This is a genomic window from Dietzia sp. HMSC21D01 (assembly GCF_001815995.1).
Lineage (GTDB): Bacteria > Actinomycetota > Actinomycetes > Mycobacteriales > Mycobacteriaceae > Dietzia > Dietzia cinnamea.
The window spans coordinates 1-19,859 of sequence record NZ_KV823958.1 but is presented as its reverse complement, the minus strand read 5'-3'; the positions used below and the strand labels follow the sequence as shown (position 1 = coordinate 19,859).

Annotated in this window: 13 protein-coding genes; all 13 read right to left on the bottom strand. The window is 68.7% G+C overall.

Annotated elements, in window-relative coordinates; translation table 11 throughout:
* Positions 1 to 37: 37 nt before the first annotated feature.
* The 13 genes from HMPREF3086_RS10895 to HMPREF3086_RS10835 all read right to left on the bottom strand — a co-directional run bounded on the left by HMPREF3086_RS10895 (position 38) and on the right by HMPREF3086_RS10835 (position 19,680).
* Positions 38 to 3,997, bottom strand: a complete 3,960-nt coding sequence (locus tag HMPREF3086_RS10895) for a DNA-directed RNA polymerase subunit beta' (protein WP_070721834.1) — start codon at positions 3,995 to 3,997, stop codon at positions 38 to 40.
* Positions 3,998 to 4,120: 123 nt separating this feature from the next.
* Entirely contained in the window at positions 4,121 to 7,627 is a 3,507-nt protein-coding gene (locus tag HMPREF3086_RS10890) for a DNA-directed RNA polymerase subunit beta (RefSeq protein WP_070721832.1), read from the bottom strand.
* A 418-nt stretch (positions 7,628 to 8,045) separates the two neighbouring features.
* Positions 8,046 to 8,717: a hypothetical protein gene (locus tag HMPREF3086_RS10885; RefSeq protein ID WP_070721830.1), complete on the bottom strand. Its 672-nt coding sequence runs from the start codon at positions 8,715 to 8,717 to the stop codon at positions 8,046 to 8,048.
* 19 nt (positions 8,718 to 8,736) lie between these two features.
* The gene (locus HMPREF3086_RS10880) at positions 8,737 to 9,486 is read right to left on the bottom strand and encodes a hypothetical protein (protein ID WP_070721828.1); all 750 of its coding nucleotides are present in this window, start codon (positions 9,484 to 9,486) and stop codon (positions 8,737 to 8,739) included.
* 53 nt (positions 9,487 to 9,539) lie between these two features.
* Positions 9,540 to 10,784: an MCE family protein gene (locus HMPREF3086_RS10875; protein ID WP_070721826.1), complete on the bottom strand. Its 1,245-nt coding sequence runs from the start codon at positions 10,782 to 10,784 to the stop codon at positions 9,540 to 9,542.
* The gene (locus tag HMPREF3086_RS10870; RefSeq protein ID WP_070721825.1) at positions 10,781 to 12,034 is read right to left on the bottom strand and encodes an MCE family protein; all 1,254 of its coding nucleotides are present in this window, start codon (positions 12,032 to 12,034) and stop codon (positions 10,781 to 10,783) included. The genes HMPREF3086_RS10875 and HMPREF3086_RS10870 overlap by 4 nt, the downstream gene beginning before the upstream one ends.
* Positions 12,031 to 13,260 carry an MCE family protein gene (locus HMPREF3086_RS10865; RefSeq protein WP_070721823.1) on the bottom strand — a complete coding sequence of 410 codons (1,230 nt, stop codon included), beginning with the start codon at positions 13,258 to 13,260 and terminating at the stop codon, positions 12,031 to 12,033. Before HMPREF3086_RS10865 ends, HMPREF3086_RS10870 begins: the two co-directional genes overlap by 4 nt.
* Positions 13,260 to 14,282, bottom strand: a complete 1,023-nt coding sequence (locus HMPREF3086_RS10860; RefSeq protein WP_070721821.1) for an MCE family protein — start codon at positions 14,280 to 14,282, stop codon at positions 13,260 to 13,262. The genes HMPREF3086_RS10865 and HMPREF3086_RS10860 overlap by 1 nt, the downstream gene beginning before the upstream one ends.
* The gene (locus tag HMPREF3086_RS10855) at positions 14,279 to 15,370 is read right to left on the bottom strand and encodes an MCE family protein (RefSeq protein WP_070721820.1); all 1,092 of its coding nucleotides are present in this window, start codon (positions 15,368 to 15,370) and stop codon (positions 14,279 to 14,281) included. Before HMPREF3086_RS10855 ends, HMPREF3086_RS10860 begins: the two co-directional genes overlap by 4 nt.
* Entirely contained in the window at positions 15,367 to 16,794 is a 1,428-nt protein-coding gene (locus HMPREF3086_RS10850) for an MCE family protein (protein WP_070721837.1), read from the bottom strand. The genes HMPREF3086_RS10855 and HMPREF3086_RS10850 overlap by 4 nt, the downstream gene beginning before the upstream one ends.
* 5 nt (positions 16,795 to 16,799) lie before the next feature.
* A complete protein-coding gene (locus tag HMPREF3086_RS10845) occupies positions 16,800 to 17,609 on the bottom strand; it encodes an MlaE family ABC transporter permease (protein WP_174521533.1) in 810 nt (269 codons plus the stop codon).
* Between the two features lie 48 nt (positions 17,610 to 17,657).
* The gene (locus HMPREF3086_RS10840; RefSeq protein ID WP_061228423.1) at positions 17,658 to 18,488 is read right to left on the bottom strand and encodes an MlaE family ABC transporter permease; all 831 of its coding nucleotides are present in this window, start codon (positions 18,486 to 18,488) and stop codon (positions 17,658 to 17,660) included.
* A gap of 25 nt (positions 18,489 to 18,513) precedes the next feature.
* Complete coding sequence (locus HMPREF3086_RS10835) at positions 18,514 to 19,680, bottom strand: ABC transporter ATP-binding protein (protein WP_061228424.1); 1,167 nt, start codon at positions 19,678 to 19,680, stop codon at positions 18,514 to 18,516.
* Between the last annotated feature and the right edge of the window lie 179 nt (positions 19,681 to 19,859).

Below are 19,859 nucleotides of genomic sequence, written 5' to 3'. Positions count from 1 at the left end.
TGGCTGGGCGCGGCGGCGATCCTGCCGCGCCAGCCGATCAGTAGCCCAGGTCGTCGAGGCGGACGGACGCGCCGGTGGCGTCGCCGAAACCGTCCTCGGGGCCGTAGAAGCCGTCGCCGTAGTCCGGGATGGAGTAGGCGGCGGCGCGGGCCTCCTCGGTGGGCTCGACCGTCGAGTTCCGGTAGCGGTTGATACCGGTACCCGCCGGGATGAGCTTACCGATGATGACGTTCTCCTTGAGGCCCACGAGCCGGTCCGACCGCTTGTTGATCGCGGCGTCGGTGAGGACGCGGGTGGTCTCCTGGAAGGAGGCCGCCGAGAGCCACGAGTCGGTGGCGAGCGAGGCCTTGGTGATGCCCATGAGGACCGGGCGTGCCGAGGCCGGCGAACCGCCCTCGGTGAGCACGCGGCGGTTCTCCGCCGTGAGCTCGGCACGCTCCACCAGGGCACCCGGCAGGAACTCGGTGCTGTTCGACTCGTTGATCGCGACGCGGCGCATCATCTGGCGGACGATGACCTCGATGTGCTTGTCGTGGATCGACACGCCCTGCGAGCGGTAGACCTTCTGCACCTCGTCGACGAGGTGCTTCTGGACACCGTTCGGACCGAGGATCGCCAGCACCTCGTGCGGGTCGGCCGGGCCCTCGAGGAGGGCCTGACCGCGCTCGAGATGGTCGCCGTCGGCGATCGGCCGCGAGGAGCCGTCGTCGAGGGTGATGTGGGCGAGTCCCTGACGCTTGGAGAGCTTCTCGTAGACGATCTCGTCCGCACCGTTGTCGGGCACGATCGTGATCGTGTAGAAGCGCTCCTCCTCGTCGATGCGGATCCGGCCCGCCTCCTCGGCGATCGGCGCCTTGCCCTTGGGCACGCGCGCCTCGAACAGCTCCTGCACACGCGGCAGACCACCGGTGATGTCGTCGCCGACGCCACCCTGGTGGAACGTACGCATCGTGAGCTGGGTACCGGGCTCACCGATCGACTGTGCGGCGACGATGCCGACGGCCTCGCCGATGTCGACCAGCTGACCGGTCGCCATCGAGCGGCCGTAGCAGGTCGCGCAGACGCCGGTGCCGGTGGTGCAGGTCAGCACCGAGCGGACCTTGACCTTCTCCACGCCGGCGTTGATGAGCGCCTCGATGGTCGGGTCACCCAGGTCGGTGCCCGCCGACACGATGACCGTGCCGTTCGCGTCGACCGCGTCCTCGGCGAGCGTCCGGGCGAACGTCGAGGTCTCGACGTGCTCGTCGCGCTCGAGAACACCCGTGGAGTTGCCCTGGGCGTCCATGATCGGACGGGCGATCGTCGTCTCCACGCCCTTGCTGGTGCCACAGTCGGTCTCGCGGACGATGACGTCCTGGGAGACATCGACCAGACGACGGGTGAGGTAGCCCGAGTCGGCGGTACGCAGGGCGGTGTCGGCCAGGCCCTTACGCGCACCGTGCGTGTTCATGAAGTACTCGAGCACCGTCAGGCCCTCGCGGAACGAGGACTTGATGGGCTGCGGGATGAACTCGCCGTTCGGACGGGTCACCAGGCCCTTCATGCCGGCCAGCGACCGGATCTGGGTCATGTTGCCCGCCGCGCCCGACTTCACGATCGTCGGGATCGGGTTGTCGTCCGGGTAGTTGGCCTCCATGGCCTGGCCGATCTCGTCGGTGGCCTCCTGCCAGAGCTTGACCAGGTCGCTCTTCCGCTCCTCGTCGGTGATCTTGCCGAGGTCGTACTGCGACTCCAGGCGCGCGGCCTTGGTGTCGTAGGAGGCGAGGATCTCCTTCTTGGCCGGCGGCACGAGCACGTCGGACATGGCGATGGTGACACCCGACCGGGTGGCCCAGTAGAAGCCGGTGTCCTTGAGCTTGTCCACCGTCTGCGCCACGACGATCATCGGGTAGCGCTCGGCCAGGTCGTTGATGATGACGGCCTGACGCTTCTTCGGCATCTGCTCGTTGACAAACGGGTAGTCCGCCGGGAGCAGCTCGTTGAACATGACGCGGCCGAGCGTGGTCTCGGCCAGCCACTCCTGCCCGGGGGTCCAGCCCTCGGGGAACTGCTCCGCCTCGATCTCGGCGCTGGGGCGCTGCTGCGTCATCCGGACCCGGATCGGGGCGTGGATGTCGAGCACACCCAGGTCGACGGCCATGATGGCCTCGGCCGGGGTCGCGTACACGCCGGTCGCCGGCGCGTCGTCGGTGGCGGGCTCGTAGGCGCCCTCGGCACCCTCGTCCAGACGGGTCAGGTAGTACAGGCCCGTGACCATGTCCAGTCGCGGCATGGCGAGCGGACGACCCGACGCCGGCGACAGGATGTTGTTCGACGCGAGCATGAGGATGCGCGCCTCGGCCTGCGCCTCCGCGGACAGCGGGAGGTGCACGGCCATCTGGTCACCGTCGAAGTCGGCGTTGAAGGCCTCACACACGAGCGGGTGCAGCTGGATGGCCTTACCCTCGACGAGCTGCGGCTCGAACGCCTGGATGCCGAGACGGTGCAGCGTGGGCGCACGGTTGAGCATCACCGGGTGCTCGGCGATGACCTCTTCGAGCACGTCCCACACCTGGTCGCGCTGACGCTCGACCATCCGCTTGGCGGACTTGATGTTCTGCGCGTGGTTGAGGTCCACGAGCCGCTTCATGACGAACGGCTTGAACAGCTCGAGCGCCATGAGCTTGGGCAGACCACACTGGTGCAGCTGGAGCTGCGGACCGACGACGATGACCGAACGGCCCGAGTAGTCGACACGCTTGCCGAGCAGGTTCTGACGGAACCGGCCCTGCTTACCCTTGAGGAGGTCAGACAGGGACTTGAGCGGGCGGTTGCCCGGCCCCGTGACCGGCCGGCCGCGGCGGCCGTTGTCGAACAGCGCGTCGACGGACTCCTGCAGCATCCGCTTCTCGTTGTTGACGATGATCTCGGGCGCGCCGAGGTCCATCAGTCGCTTGAGACGGTTGTTGCGGTTGATCACGCGACGGTAGAGGTCGTTGAGGTCCGAGGTGGCGAAGCGGCCACCGTCGAGCTGGACCATCGGCCGCAGCTCCGGCGGGATCACCGGGACGGCGCCGAGCACCATCGCGGCCGGGTGGTTGCCCGACTGCAGAAACGCGGAGACGACCTTGAGCCGCTTGAGGGCGCGGATCTTCTTCTGACCCTTGCCGTTGCGGATGATCTCGCGCAGCGACTCCGCCTCGGCCTCGAGGTCGAAGTTGAGCAGCAGCTGCTGGATCGCCTCGGCGCCCATTCCGCCCTCGAAGTACTCACCGAAGCGGTCCTCGAGCTCGCGGTAGATGCCCTCGTCGACGATGATCTGGTTGACGTCGAGCTTGACGAAGGTGTTCCAGATCTCCTCGAGGCGGTCCAGCTCACGCTGGGCGGCCTCGCGGATCTTCTTCATCTCCTTCTCGCCGCCGTCCTTGACCTTGCGGCGCTGGTCGGCCTTGGCACCCTCGGCCTCGAGCTCGGCGAGGTCGGCCTCGAGCTTGCGCGCGCGGGCCTCGATGTCGGAGTCGCGCTCGTCCTCGATGATCTTGCGCTCCTCGAGGACCTGGGCCTCGAGGGTGCTGAGCTCGTTGTGACGCAGCTCGGTGTCGACGCCCGTGATGACGTAGGCGGCGAAGTAGATGATCTTGTCGAGGTCCTTGGGCGCGAGGTCCAGGAGGTAACCCAGACGCGACGGGACGCCCTTGAAGTACCAGATGTGGGTGACGGGCGCGGCCAGCTCGATGTGGCCCATACGCTCACGACGCACCTTGGCGCGGGTCACCTCGACGCCGCAGCGCTCACAGATGATGCCCTTGAAGCGCACGCGCTTGTACTTGCCGCAGTAGCACTCCCAGTCCCGGGTGGGGCCGAAGATCTTCTCGCAGAACAGGCCCTCCTTCTCCGGCTTGAGGGTGCGGTAGTTGATGGTCTCCGGCTTCTTGACCTCGCCGTAGGACCAGTTACGGATGTCCTCGGCGGTCGCGAGGCTGATGACCAGCTCGTCGAAGTAGTTGACGTCCTGCACGTAGGCGTCCTTTCCCGGGTGGGATGATGGCGGGCCCCTCGCGGGGTGGGGCCGGTGGGGCCCGCCGTGGTGGAACTCGAATCTGTCGGGTGCGGGGCGGGGCGGCGGCTGCCGCCCTCCCGCCTACTGGGCCAGCTCGTCGGCCGCCGAGGACTCGTCGCGTGAGAGGTTGATCCCGAGGTTCGCGGCGGTGCGGTCGAGGTCGTCGTCGTCACCCTCGCCCAGGGAGACCGCCTGGCCGTCGCTGGAGAGCACCTCGACGTTGAGGCACAGCGACTGCAGCTCCTTGAGGAGGACCTTGAAGGACTCCGGGATGCCCGGCTCGGGGATGTTCTCGCCCTTGACGATCGCCTCGTAGACCTTCACGCGGCCCACGACGTCGTCGGACTTGATCGTGAGCAGCTCCTGCAGCGTGTACGCCGCGCCGTAGGCCTGCATCGCCCAGCACTCCATCTCACCGAAGCGCTGGCCACCGAACTGGGCCTTACCGCCGAGCGGCTGCTGGGTGATCATCGAGTACGGACCGGTCGAGCGGGCGTGGATCTTGTCGTCCACCAGGTGGTGCAGCTTGAGGATGTACATGTAACCCACGGCGACGGGGTACGGGAACGGCTCGCCGGAGCGGCCGTCGAACAGCGTCGCCTTGCCGTCGGCCTTGACCATCCGCTCACCGTCACGGTTCGGCAGGGTGCAGCCGAGCAGACCGGTGATCTCGGTGTCGGCCGCGCCGTCGAAGACGGGGGTGGCGGTGTTGGTCCCGGGCTCGACGTGGTGGATCTCCTCCGGCAGCTTGGTCGCCCAGTCGGGCAGGGAGCCGTCCGCCTCGCGCGGCACCTCCCAGCCCGCCTTGGCCAGCCAGCCGAGGTGGGTCTCCATGATCTGACCGATGTTCATACGACGCGGGACGCCGTGCGTGTTGAGGATGATGTCCACCGGCGTGCCGTCGGGCATGAACGGCATGTCCTCGGCGGGGAGGATCTTGCCGATGACGCCCTTGTTGCCGTGGCGGCCGGCGAGCTTGTCGCCGTCCTGGATCTTGCGCTTCTGCGCCACGTACACGCGCACCAGCTCGTTGACGCCGGGGGGCAGATCGTCGTCGTCGTCACGCGAGAACACGCGCACGCCGATGACCTTGCCGGACTCACCGTGGGGCACCTTGAGCGAGGTGTCGCGCACCTCGCGCGCCTTCTCACCGAAGATCGCGCGCAGCAGGCGCTCCTCCGGGGTCAGCTCGGTCTCGCCCTTCGGGGTGACCTTGCCGACCAGCACGTCGCCGTCGCGGACCTCGGCGCCGATGCGCACGATGCCGCGGTCGTCGAGGTCGGCGAGGACCTCGTCGGAGACGTTGGGGATGTCACGGGTGATCTCCTCGGCGCCCAGCTTGGTGTCGCGGGCGTCGATCTCGTGCTCCTCGATGTGGATGGACGTGAGCACGTCCTCCTCCACCAGGCGCTGCGAGAGGATGATCGCGTCCTCGTAGTTGTGGCCCTCCCACGGCATGATCGCCACGAGCAGGTTCTTGCCGAGCGCCATCTCACCGTTCTCGGTGCAGGGGCCGTCGGCGAGGACCTGGCCTGCCTCGACGCGGTCGCCCTCGTCGACGATCGGCTTCTGGTTGGAGCAGGTGCCCTGGTTGGAGCGCGCGAACTTGGACAGCCGGTAGGTCTGGCGACCGCCGTCGTCGTCCATGACGGTGATGAAGTCGGCCGAGACCTCCTCCACGATGCCCGGGTTGGTGTTGACGACGACGTCGCCGGCGTCGACAGCCGCACGCAGCTCCATGCCGGTGCCGACGAGCGGCGCCTCGGAACGCACGAGCGGGACGGACTGACGCTGCATGTTCGCGCCCATGAGGGCACGGTTCGCGTCGTCGTGCTCGAGGAACGGGATCATCGCGGTGGCGACGGAGACCATCTGCCGCGGCGAGACGTCCATGTAGTCGACGTCGCCGGCCTCGACGACCTCGACGTCGCCGTGCTTCTTGCGGACGAGGATGCGGTCCTCGACGAAGCGGCCCTCGGCGTCGATCTCCGAGTTGGCCTGCGCCACGACGTAGCGGTCCTCCTCGTCAGCCGTCAGGTAGTCCACCTGGTCGGTGACGACGCCGTCGACGACACGGCGGTACGGGGTCTCGATGAACCCGAACGGGTTGACGCGGGCGTACACCGAGAGCGAACCGATGAGGCCGATGTTGGGACCCTCGGGGGTCTCGATCGGGCACATGCGGCCGTAGTGCGAGGCGTGGACGTCGCGGACCTCGAGGCCGGCGCGCTCACGCGAGAGGCCGCCGGGCCCGAGCGCCGAGAGGCGACGCTTGTGCGTCAGGCCCGACAGCGGGTTGTTCTGGTCCATGAACTGCGACATCTGGGAGGTTCCGAAGAACTCCTTGAGTGCCGCGGTGATGGGCCGGATGTTGATCAGCGACTGCGGGGTGATCGCCTCGGAGTCCTGCGTGGTCATGCGCTCGCGGACGACGCGCTCCATACGGGACAGACCGACGCGGACCTGGTTCTGGATGAGCTCGCCGACGGTACGCAGACGACGGTTGCCGAAGTGGTCGATGTCGTCGACCTCGACCGGCACCTCGCGGCCACCGGCGACCTGCATGCTCGTCTCGCCCGCGTGGAGGCGCACGAGGTACTCGATGGTCGCGGCGATGTCCTCACGCGTGAGCGTGGTGGTGGCGTCGCCCTCGGGATCCGGCAGGCCGAGCTTGCGGTTGACCTTGTAGCGACCGACGCGGGCCAGGTCGTAGCGCTTCTCCTTGAAGAAGAGGTTCTCCAGGAGGGCCTCGGCGGACTCGCGGGTCGGCGGCTCGCCCGGACGCAGCTTGCGGTAGATCTCCAGCAGGGCCTGGTCGGTGTCCTCGACCGTGTCCTTCTCGAGCGTGGACATCATGATCTCGGAGAAGCCGTAGCGCTCCTTGATCTCGGTGGTGGTCCAGCCGAGCGCCTTGAGCAGCACGGTGACCGACTGGCGACGCTTGCGGTCGATGCGCACGCCGACGGTGTCGCGCTTGTCGACGTCGAACTCGAGCCATGCGCCACGCGACGGGATGACCTTGACGGAGTGGACGTCCTTCTCCGTGGACTTGTCGCGTGAACGGTCGAAGTACACGCCCGGCGACCGGACGAGCTGGGACACGACGACCCGCTCGGTGCCGTTGATGATGAACGTGCCCTTGTCGGTCATCATGGGGAAATCGCCCATGAAGACGGTCTGGGACTTGATCTCACCGGTCTCGGTGTTCTCGAACTCCGCGGTGACGAACAGGGGCGCCTCGTACGTGCGGTCCTTCTCGCGGCAGTCCTCGAGGGACGCCTTCACCTCTTCGAAGTACGGCTCCGAGAACGAGAGGGACATGGAGCCGGAGAAGTCCTCGATCGGGGAGATCTCCTTGAGGATGGACTCCAGACCTCCCTCGAGGTTCGTGGTACCGCGCGAGGCGGCCCTCTGCTGCCACTCCTCCGAACCGATGAACCACTCGAACGACTCCGTCTGGAGGTCGAGCAGCCCCGGGACCGGCAACGGCTCGGAGAGCTTCGCGAACGAGACTCTCCGGGGCGCACCGGGAACGGTGGAGACTGACGTGGTCTGGCGGGAGACTGCCAAGATGGGTCCTTCCAGCACCTCACGTGATCACCACGGGCGGTGACCACAGATGTATCTGCGAGCGGTCCGCCGACGGTTATCCCCCCAGGTCCGCGGCCGGATGGAAGGCTCGGAAATCGCCCGGGGAAACCGGGGACGAGCCGTCACGGACGGACGAGTGGGCAAATAGCAGCCAGCGCAACGACCTAATCTAGCGGAAGGCGGCGACGAAGTCCAGCCTTCGACGGGAAAGCCCCGGAGGCTGCTCATATACACGGCGCGTCGTCCGTCTCTGCGCTGGTTGCCCTCGTGGCTCTCGCCTCATCGGCCCCCGGTCGGGACGTCGCGCCCGGGCGGTGTGGATCACGCCCGACGCTCCTAAAGGGTGACGGGTGAAAGCCCGTTCGTCAAGGATCCGACTCGGTCGGGTCTCGGATCGGTGCTCGCACAGGCTCCGTCAGGAGGGGAGGTCGGGGATCCTGGACAGCTTCCACACGCCGTCGACCTTGTCGAGACCGACGAGGTACGTGCCGCTGGTACTGCCGGCGGCCGCGCCGTCGCGGCTCATGGACACGTCCTGCACCAGCAGGACCTCGGCCTTGTCGCCCTGCAGGTAGGACAGGCCCGCCTCACGGACGAGCGCGTCGACGGTGGTCGCGGTCTGCTCATAGCTGTCCCGTAGGGCGGGCCAGTTCCGCTCGAGCTCCTCCACGAGATCCGGGGTGAGGAACTCCCCGAGCGAGGCCTGGTACTCGTCGAGTTTCTCGTGGTCGATCGCCACGAGCCGCTGCACGTTGGTCGTCGCGGCGGCGAGGACCTCGTCGGTGGCCTGCTGGTCCACGAACGCGCGGTTCTCGACCGAGACGCCGGGTTCGGTCGCCAGGAACGCCCCCGTGGCGCCGGCGACCAGGCCGACCGCCACGGCGGCGGACGCGAGGACGACCCCGGGGGGACGACGACGAGGCGTGCGCTCCCCCGTGTCGCCGTCCGTCGCCGCGTCCTGCGCGTCGTCTGTGGCCGGGGCGGCCGTGCCGGCGGTTGTCGCGGGCCGGATCGGCCCGGAGTGGCCGGCGAGGCGTCGCCGGGCCTGCGGGGTGGCCTGCTTCTGGGTTCTCTTGATGGGTGGCATCAGTTCTTCCCGCCCTTCGTCATCGGCCGGCGGTGGTCGTCGGCGCCGGGGTGGTCTCCCCCGCCTCCGGCGCGTCGTCGGTCTCCCCCGTCGCGCCCGCGTCCTCGTCGGCCGGCTGTTCGCCGTCTCCCTGCCCGTCGGTTCCCTGCTCGCCGACGCCCTCCTCGGGCACCGCCAGGTCCTGCACCGAGGCGCTGGACTGGCCGACGGGGACGGTCACGCCGACCTGGTTGACCGCGTCGGCCTTCCACTGCCCGTCCACGCGGGTGAGGTCGACCCGCATGGCCTGGCGGCCCGTGATGTCGTCCTGGCCCTCGCGCTCGGAGTGCGCGGTGAACACGACCAGCACGGCGGCATCGCCGGCGTCCCGGTCGAGGGTCTCGACCGCGGTGTGGGAGACGGTGGCCGTGGTGACCGCCTTCTGCTCCACCACGCGCGTGCGCACGTCCTGGGCCCACTGCTCCTGCTCGGCGAGGAAATCGCCCGTCGAGGCGGCGGCGAGCTGCTCGAGCGACCGGTCCACGTCGCGGTGGTCGAAGCTGAACGCGTTGATGATCACCTGGGCGGCCGTCTCGGCGACCTCCTCGCGCTCCTGCGCCACCTGGTGCGCGGACCGCGCCTGGAGGTATCGCGTCCCCCCGACCCCGAGGACCGCGAGCCCGGCCACCAACACGAGGACGGCCACGACGGCCATCCAGACGGGGACGCCGGCCCGCGTGCGGTCGGCCGCGGCGGGCGTGGGGTCCTCGTTCGTCTCCTGCGAACTCATGGCGGCGACGGTACCGGACGGGCGTCCTGACGGGTGATCGCCCGGTCGCCCCGTCACCGTGGGATCAGCCCCTGGAGGACGGCGAGCTGCTCGGCGGCCACGGACAGGTTGAGGCGGTCCGGGTCGATCTTCGGCTTACTGTCCCAGGGCTGCGGGACATCGGGGTGTGCGTACTCCACCCGGTCGGCCCCGCGGACAGCCGTGGGGCTGCCGAACGGCACCGTGCATCGCGCCTCGTAGTTGGGCGGGAAGTTCTGCTCCTGCGGGTCGAAGGACGGGTCCTGCGCCTTGAGTTGCTCGATGATCTCGTAGGTCCCTTCGTAGCCCTGCGTACAGGGTGTGGGGTTGTCCATCTCCAGCACCAGACCGAAGTGGATGGTCCCGTCGCCCGGTGCCACGGACAGACCGCCCGCGGACAGTGCGGGCAGCAACTGCAGCAGCATCACGAACGACGGCGCCAGCGGGTCGACGGTCTTCATGGTCGTGGACAGGTTGCCCACGGCCCGGGTGAGGGGCTCTCCGGAGTTGTCGATCAGCGCGCGGGTCTCGTCGGCGAACTCGGGGGCCGTGGTGATGAGCCGCTCGAGATCCGAATCGGAGTCCCGCAGCGCCTCGGTCACGGTCCGCAGGTCACGCGAGAAGCTGACGATCTCCCCGGACTGATCGGCCTGGGTGTCGAGCACGGTCGCCCCGTCCCGGATGAGCGCCTGCAGCTGCGGCATCGTGCGGATCCCCTCCTCGGAGAGGCGGATGAGCGAGTCCGACAGCCGCTGGAGTTGCGGCCCACGGCCCTCGAAGGCGTCGCCGAGTTCGTCGACCATCACCTCGAGGTCGTCCAGCGGGACCGAACGGGACAGGTCGTCGACCGAGGCCAGCAGATCCTCGACGCGCACGGGCAACGCCTCGCTCCCGGCCGAGATGACGTCGCCGTCCTGCAGGTGCGGCTCGGTGTAGCTGTTGGGCCTGAGGTCCACGTACTGCTCGCCGATAGCCGAGCGATTGGCGACCACGGCCACCGTGTCCGCGGGGATCCCCGGGGCGCTGGAGTCCAGGTCGAGTTCGACGCGCACTCCGTCGTCGGTGAGCGTCAGCTCCCCCACGCGCCCGACGGCGGTCCCGCGGTAGTTGACGGCCGCGTTGGTGAACACGCCGCCGGTGTCCGGCAGGTCGAGGTAGACCTGGTACTGCCCGATCCCCAGCAGGGAGGGCAGCCGGACGTAGTTCGCGCCGACGTAGGCGATGCCCACCGCTGCGATCACGCAGAAGGCGATGAGCTGGGTTCTCAGTGTCTTGCTCATCGGAATCCGGGCTCCCCTGGTTCGGGCAGGTAGTTTTCGGAGAACTCCGAGGTCCCCGGCGCGGGCCTGGGCACGACGGCCCGGTCCATGACGGGCGGTACCGGCAACAACGGCAGCACGATGGTGGTCCTCCGGTCCGGGCCGTTGTCGCCCTCCCACGGGTTGCCGGGGTCGACGTTGTACGGCCCGCGGGTGGTGGTCGGACGCAGCGGAACCGGGTCGCCCTGGTTCGCCCCGAGGTTGCGGAGTGTCTCGGAGATCGTCGCGTCGATCGACAGGAACACGTTGGCCGAGCCGCCGATGGTCGAGCGGATCGACGAGTCGGGGAACGGGAACGTGGGCACGAAGCCGGTGAGCTCGATGAGGTCCGGCGTGGACTCACCGAGGTACTGCAGCACGGGCCGGAGGGCACGCAGGTCGGCGATGAGGTCCTCACGGCTGGTGAGCAGGATGTCGGACCCGACCTGGCCCAGGGCGTCGATGCGACGCAGCATCTCCACCAGTTGCGGTCGCTGCTCCTCGAGGACCGCGACGCCGGCGGGGAGCTCGTCGAGCGCGGCCTGGATCTGTTCGCGCTGGTCGTTGGCCCGGGCGGTCATGAGGTTGACGCCCTCGAGCGCGGCGGTGATGCTGTCGCGCTGCCGGTTGAGCCCGGCGATGAGCTCGTCGGCGGACCGGAGGGTCTCGGTGAGTCCGTCCTCGCGGCCGTCGGTGGCCTTGCGCAGCTCGGCGACGATCGGCTGCAGCTGGTCGACCCCGCCGCCGTTGAGCAGCAGCGACAGGGCGCCGAGGACCTGCTCGATGTCGGTGGCGGTCCGGGTGTTGGACGTGGAGATGACGTCCCCGTCCGCGAGCTGACCGGTGGGCGGCTCGTCCTCCGGCGGTGTGAGCTGGACGAACTTCTCGCCCAGGAGGTTGGTCTGCTGGATGGACGCCTCCGCGTTGGCGGGCAGCTCCAGGTCGTCACGCAGGACGATGTCGACCTGGGCCGTCCAGCCGTCCTCGGCCAGCGAGATGCCGGTGACGCGCCCGGCGTCGAGTCCGTTGACCTTGACGGTGGACTGCAGCACCAGATCGAGGACGTCGTCGAACCTGATGGAGACCTCCATGGGGTCCTCACCGACGTCGGCGCCGCCGGGCAGCGTGTAGTCCTCGAGGTTCATGGAACAGCCGGCGGCCACGGCCGCGACGAGGGCGGCCGCGCCCAGCGCGCGGCCCGCGCGGGCCGCCGAGGTGAGCTGTCGCCTCATCCCCGTCCTCCTTCCGAGGCGGGCGTCATGGGCCACCCGCGGTTGCCCTCGACCGTTCCCGGCACCGGGATGGACTGCTTCATCTCGCCGGCGAGGACGCCCAGCGGCAGGTCGGGGTTGGACGTGCGCAGTTCCTGGTTGCGCTGGGGTGCGAGCGCCTCACACGCCTGGATGTCGGCGCGACGGAGGTTGTCCAGCTCCTGGAACAGTTCGTTGCCGGGGTTGAGCCGGCCCAGCTTCATGATCTGGCACAGGATCCCGGCCGGATTCTGCTTCTCGGGGATGTTCGGCCGCATCGACAGGGTGCCGGACTCCGCGTCGTAGGCGTTGATGAGGTTGGCCAGCGCCAGGGGCGCGGTCTTGAGGATCTCCTCGAGGTCGTCCCGCTGGTCGGCGGTGATCTGGCTGATCGTCACCAGGCGGTCGGCGTTGCTGCGGATGACGTCCTGGTTGTCCCGCACGAGGCGCGCGACGTCGGCCAACGCGTAGCTCAGTTCGCCCAGCGCACCCTGGAGGTCCTCACGCTGCCCGGCCACCGTCTGGTTGAACGAGGCCATCTGGGAGTTGAACTCGCGCACCTGCGCGTCGTTCTCCGCGAGCATGGTGACGAAGGACTGCAGGTTGATCACGGTCTCGCTGATGTCCTGGCTCGAGTCGGCCAGCGTGGTCGCGGCGCGGGACAGCTCGTCGATCGAGCGCCCCAGGGCGGCGCCGTTGTCCGCGAGGGTGTCAGCGGAGGTGGCGACGAAGCGGTCGAGGGCACCGTCGCGGTTCGCGCCGTCGGGCCCGAGGGCCTCGGTGAGGTCCTTGACCGACGCGTACAGCTTGTCGACCTCGACGGGCGTCGCCGTCCGTTCGATGGGGATGTGCGCGCCCGACTCCATCGTCGGCCCGCCCGAGTACGCCGGCACGATCTGGATGTTCCGGTCCGGGATCACCGAGGGGGTGACCTGGACGGCCTTGGCGTCGGCGGGGATGTCGATGCCGCGTCGCACGTGGAGCCGCACCTCGACGGTGTCACCCATGGGGGTGACCTCCTCGACCGATCCGACCGTCACGCCGAGGATCCGGACGTCGGTGCCCTCGGAGACGCCCACCGCGGACGGGAACGTCGCGGTGATGGTGGTGCGGCCGAGTCGGGTGACGGCGAGGTAGGTGACGGCGACGACCGCGACGACGACGACGAGGAGCAGCGCGACCAACCAGTACGGCAGCTTTTTGTGCATCACTTGATCCCACTCTGTCGGGCCGGCGTCCGGGCACCCGGGTAGAAGGGCGGTTCCGGCGCACCCGGCGGGATGAGGTTGGTGACCACGGAGTCGAACCACCGACCGGTGCCCAGCATGTTGGCGTACAGCCGGTAGAAGGGCGCCAGATTGTGGATGGACTTCTTGAGGTCCTCCTCGTGGTCGGTGAGGATCTCCAACGCGGAGTCGAGGCTGTCGAGGGTCGGACCGAACTTCGCCTCGTTGTCCGCCACGAACAGCCGCAGCTCGGTCGACAGTCCACGGGTCGACGCCAGGACCAGCTTGAGGGTCTCCGCGCGCTCGTTGAGCTCGCCGAGCAGCTGACCGGTGCCGATGATGAGCCGGCGGAAGTCGTCGTTGCGCTCGGCGAGGATCCGCGAGCTCGTCCGGGTCGCCTCGAGCAGCTGGCGTAGTTCGGCGTCCCGGCTCGAGATGGTCTGGGACAGCCGCGCGACGCCGTCGACCGCGCCGCGGAACTCCTCGGGTGAGGCCTGCATCGCGTCGGTGAGGGTGTCCAGGCTCTCCGCCAGCTTCACGTCGTCGATCTCGTCGAGCGTCTCGGCCGCGGAGGAGAACGCCGTGACCACGTCGTACGGGGCCACCGTCCGCTCGAGCGGGATCGGTTCGGACCGGTCCAGCTCGCCCGTCCCCGCGGGGTCGAGCGCGAGGAACTTCTGCCCCAGGACGGTCTTGACCTGGATGCTCGCCCGGGTGTCGTCGCCCAGCCACGCGTCCTTGGCCCGGAAGCCCACGAGCACCTTGTCGCCCTCGAGCTCGACGTCGGTCACCACGCCCACCTTGATGCCGGCGACGCGGACCTCGTTGCCGCCGGTGAGACCCGCCGCCTCGGAGAAGTAGGCCTCGTACTTGGGTCCCGCCCCGACGACGGGCAGGGCGTCCAGCCGGAAGGAGCCGAGCGTGAGCACGAGGATCGTGATCACGCCGATCGCCCCGATGGTGGCGTTACCGAACCGGGGCTCGCCCGGCTTGCGCCTGCTCACGGGATCCCTCCTTCATGGCATCGCGGTGCGACGTTGGTGTACAGGACGTGGTTGAGCGTGGGTCCTCCGCTGGGCAGCAGGTTCGGGACGTTGTTACCCGGGCCGTGCACGATGTCGGCGCCGCACAGATAGAACTGGAACCAGGAACCGAACGACCCCATCCGGATGAGGTTGTCGGTGTTGAGCGGCATGTTCGTGAGGACCTCGCTGAGCTTCTCCTCGTTGTCGGCGAGATTGTCGGTGACCAGCTTGAGATGGTCGAGCGACTCGGTGACGGCCGGCCGCGTCGCGGTGACGACGTTCTCGGCCGAGGACGTGAGATCCGCCATCGACTCGAGCGAACCGGCGATCGCGTCCCGCTCGGCGGCCAGTCCCTCGACGAGCTGCCTGGTGGTCACCACGAGCTGCTGGAACTGCACGTCGCGCTCGTTGATCGTCTCCAGGACCCTGGTGAGGTTGTCGATGACCTCCCCGATCACCTGATCGCGGTCGGCCAGGTGGTTGGTGAGCTGTCCGGTCTGACGGACGAGGTTCGTCACCGTGCCGCCCTCGCCCTGCAGGACCCGCACCAGCGAGTCGGCGAGGGCGTTGACGTCCTCGGGCTGCAGGGTGGTGAACAGCGGTCGGAAGCCGTTGAACAGGGCGGTGAGGTCGACGGCGGGCGACGTCTTCTCGATGGGGATGGTGGTGCCCTCGGGAAGCGTCGGCTGGACCGGCCCCGGTTCGCGCGCGATGTTCATGTACCGCTGGCCGATCATGTTGCGGAACCGGAGGGTGAGGTGGACGTTCGCCGGCAGGGTGCGGTCACCGGCGAGGGTGAAGTACACCTTGGCCTGGTCGCGTTCGTGGATCTCGAAGTCGGTCACGTGACCCACCACCACGCCCGCGATCCGGACGTCGTCGCCCTTCTCGACCATGGTCGCGTCGGAGAAGATCGCGGAGTACTCGGTACCGTCCTCGCGCGTACCGCCCCGGATGGTCGTGGCGAGGATGGTCGACAGCAGACCGGTGACCACGATGAAGATGACGAGCTTGACGAACGAGGACAGCAGGCCCCCGCGGAACAGCGCTCTGAGTCTGGTCTTCACTTGAACGCCACCTCCGTCCCGCGGAGCGCCGGGGCGCCGAGGGCGCCGACCCAGCCGGGGATCTCGGCGGCGTCACGGGCGGAGGCGACGCCGTAGACCGTGCGGACGGTGTCGGTCTCCAGCGGGGACCCGGCGTAGGCCATGGCCATGACGTCCGCGTCCTGTCCGGCGGTGACCGTCGACGGGAACGGCAGGTTCGGCTGCTCGGGCACCGCGCGTCCGGGCGCCGCGGGGACGGAGCCCCTGGTCCGGATCGACGGGACCGGACCGTCGCTGTCCAGCGGATTGGGCAACGTCGGCATGCTCTGCGGGCCGGGGTTGCGCGACGGCGGCTGGAAGGAGCCGTCGGCGATCGCCCCGCCGGGGGCCATGGGGAAGATGTCGGGCTCCTGGGCCGGTTCGTAACAGCGCGGACCGCGCGTGTCGAAGAACCGCGGCTCGTCCTGGTTGGGCACGTACCGCCCCTTCGGGTTCACCACCTCGATGGTCACCCGGATGCCCGGGTGCGGGTCCCCCACGCCGAGGATGGCATCGGAGCGGTCCAGGGCGACCATGAAGTTCTCCACGGTGCACGGCAGGGCCGGCGAGTATTCGGCGAGGTACTCCAGCGAGGTCCGCGAGTCGGCCGCCAGGGCGATGAGGTCCGTGCGGTTGGTCGCCAGGAATCCGGTGAGCACGTCGGCGGAGGTGCTGATGCGCTGCAGTCCGTCCGCGATGTCGGTGCGCCGCTGGATGACCGTGTCGCCGGTGGTCCGCAGGGCGTCGAGGGCGTGGACGAGATCCGGCAGCGCCTCGGAGTACGTCTGGGAGAAGGTCGCGAGGTCCTGCAACCCGGACTCCAGGGCGGGCATCTCCTCGGAGATGCCCTCGAAGACCCGGCCGATCTCCACCAGGCTCGCCCCGATCTCGTCGCCTCGGCCGACCAGCGCCTGGTTGAGCGCGCCGAGGGTGCCGGCGAGCTTCTGCGGGGGCACGGCCTCGAGCACGGGCAGCAACCCGTCGAGGACCCGGCCGAGCTCGACCGCGTTACCCCGCGTGTCCTGCTCGATGGTGTCGCCCGGTTCGAGCGCGCCCGTCGGCGTGTCGGGGAAGCCGAGGTCCACGTAGCGCTCGCCGAACAGCGTCTTGGGCAGGAGCCTGCCGCTGATGTTGGCCGGGAGCTGGCCCATGAAGTCCGGATCGAACTCCATGTTCACGCGCACCTGGTCGCCGTCGGGCTCGACCCCGGAGACCCGTCCGACGAGGACTCCGCGGGCCTTGACGTCCGCGTCCACGGGCAATGAGTAGGCCATGTCGTCGGTGACCATGGTGACGCTGTCGGACGCGGTGAATGCGCGGTTGTAGATCGCGACCGTGGTCGCGACGAACGCCACGACGATGACGACGAACAGGGTCGCCAGGAGTCGCTTGCGTGTCGATGACATCTCGTTCATCCGGCCACCCGCACCGTCGTGGTCGTGCCCCACAGGGCGAGTCCGACGAAGAAGTTGAGGATGGCCACCACGACGATCGTGGTGCGTACCGCGCGACCGACCGCGACGCCCACGCCGGCCGGTCCGCCGGTGGCGGTGAACCCGTAGTAGCAGTGGATCATCACCAGGACGAACGCGAAGATGATGACCTTGACGAAGGAGTAGATCACGTCTTCGGGCGGCAGGAAGAGATGGAAGTAGTGGTCGAAGGAGCCCGTCGACTGCCCCTGGACCATCGTGTTGACGCCCCGGGTGGCGAGGTAGGACGACAGCAGACCGACCACATAGAGCGGGATGACCGCGATGAACCCGGCGATGATCCGGGTGGTCACCAGGTACGGCACGCTGGGGATCGCCATCACCTCGAGGGCGTCGATCTCCTCCGAGATGCGCATGGCCCCGAGCTGGGCGGTGAACCCGCATCCGACGGTGGCGGACAGCGCGAGTGAGGCCACCAGCGGCGCGACCTCACGGGTGTTGACGTAGGCCGACAGGAAGCCGGTGAGCACCGAGCTGCCGATCTGATCCAGGGCGGCGTAACCCTGGAGCCCCACGACCACGCCGGTGAAACCGCTCATCATGACGATCACGCCGATGGTCCCGCCGAGGACGGCGAGCACGCCCACTCCGAAGGTCACCTCGGCGATGAGCCTCAGAACCTCTTTGCGGTAATGGACGATCGTCTGCGGGATCCACCGGATCGCGCGCAGGTGGAAGGCGAGCTGGTCGCCGAGCGAGTCGAACGAGGCTATGGGGCCGCGGATCATGGCCCGGATCCGGGCCCGGGTGGGGCCGACGTCGGTGTGGATCGCCATCTACGACCCCTTCGGCGGGACGATCTGCAGGTACATCGCCGTGAGGATGAGGTTGGCGAAGAACAGCAGGAGGAAGGTCAGGACCACGCCCAGGTTGACGGCGTCGCCGACCCCCTTGGGACCGCCCTTGGGGTTCATGCCGCAGTAGGACGAGACGACTCCGGCGATGAGCCCGAAGACGAGGGCCTTGAGCGACGACATGATGAAGTCGGGCAGCTGGGCGAGCGCCCCGAACGACATGAGGTACGCGCCGGGCGTGCCGCCCTGCAGCAGGATGTTGAACACGTAGCCGCCGGCGATGCCGACGATCGAGACGAGTCCGTTGAGCAGGACGGCGATCAGCATCATGCCCAGCACGCGGGGGACCACGAGTCGCTGGACCGGGTCGATCCCCAGCACCCGCATCGCGTCGAGTTCCTCGCGGATGGTGCGGGCGCCGAGGTCGGCGGCGACCGCGGACCCCGCCGCGCCGGCAATGAGCAGCGAGGTCACCAGCGGCGCCCCCTGCTGCACGACGGCGAGGACGCCGGTGGCCCCGGTGTAGGCCTCCGCCCCGAGCTGCTGGACCAGCGAACCCGTCTGCATCGCGACGACCGCGCCGAACGGGATCGCCACGAGCGCCGACGGCAGGATCGTCACCGAGGCGATGAACCAGGACTGCCCGATGAACTCACGGAACTGGAACGGTCGTCTGAAAATTCCCCGCAGCACCTCGAGGAAGAGTCGGAACACCTTGCCGGCCTCGCCGAACGCGGTGCGGACGCCACCGCCGACATCCGACGGCGACACCCCTGTTCTTCTCTCTGGCTGCTGGGTCGTGCCCTCCGCCATGTATTCTCCCCCGACCTCTCCTGCCTCAGTGCTGACCGGAACCGTAGTGGTCGTCGAGCCCCGACGGGCTCGCACCTCCCGGCGTGGCGGCGTGTGCGGGGGTCGTGGCGGGCTCTGCAGCGGTGGTCGCAGAGTCGGCGTGGGCCGACTCCGCGGGCACGGAATCCTGGGTGTGGGCGGCGGCGGTCGAGCGTCCGTTGCCGTGCCCACGGGCGGCCCACTCCGTCCGGATGGCCTCCCGGGCCTCGGGCGGAAGGGCGTCGAGCATCTCGGCGACCCGCTTCTCGCGGCGGAGTTCGCCCTGACGCTGCGGGCTGCCGGGGGTCGGCTGCATCTGCGGCGGAACGCCCTTGACCTCGTCCTCGCCCGGGGAGCCGTCGTTGTGGCCGGCCTCGGCGTGAGCCTGCTCCTGGCGCATCTGCGCGTCGTCCTTCTCTTCGGACATGCCGATGGGCCCGAGCTTCGATCCGCGCAGGAACTGGCGGACCGACGGCTCCTCGCTGGTGAGCAGCACCTCACGCGGGCCGAACATCACGAGGTTCTTGCGGTAGAGCATGCCCAGGTTGTCGGGGACCGTGCGCGCGAGGTTGATGTTGTGCGTCACGATGAGGATCGTGGCGTCGATCTGCGCGTTGATGTCGATCAACAGCTGCGCGAGGTACGTCGTGCGGACCGGGTCGAGGCCCGAGTCGGGCTCGTCGACGAGGATGATCTCCGGGTCGAGCACCAGCGCGCGGGCGAGGCCGGCCCGCTTCCGCATACCGCCGGAGATCTCGCCCGGCAACTTGCCCTCGGCACCGGTCAGACCGGTGAGCTCGAGCTTCTCCATGACGATGTCGCTGATCTCGGACTCGGGCTTTCGGGTGTGCTCGCGCAGGGGGAACGCCACGTTGTCGTAGAGGTCCATGGAGCCGAACAGCGCGCCGTCCTGGAAGAGGACGCCGAACAGCTTGCGGATCTCGTAGAGCTCCTTGGCGGTGCACTGCAGGATGTCCGTGCCGTCGATGATGATCTTGCCGCGCTCGGGCCGCAGCAGGCCGATGAGCGATTTGAGGAAGACGGACTTACCGGTGCCCGACGGGCCGAGGAGCGCACTGACCTCACCCTCGGGGAGGGTGAACGAGACGTCCTCCCAGATCTTCTGCGAACCGAAGGACTTGGTCAGCCCCTCGACGGAAACCTCGACACCCACGGCAACCACTCCTCACTGCAGCCATCATCTGTGGCCACGGTCACTGTAAGCTACCGCTCCGTAGGCGTGCGGTGTTACATGGCCCGGAAAAGTGTTCCGCTCGGATCGTCGAGAGTGCTCGTGGGCGTGGGGATGTGCCGGTCGTACAGACGCCACAGGGGCGGCCCGGCGATGTCGCC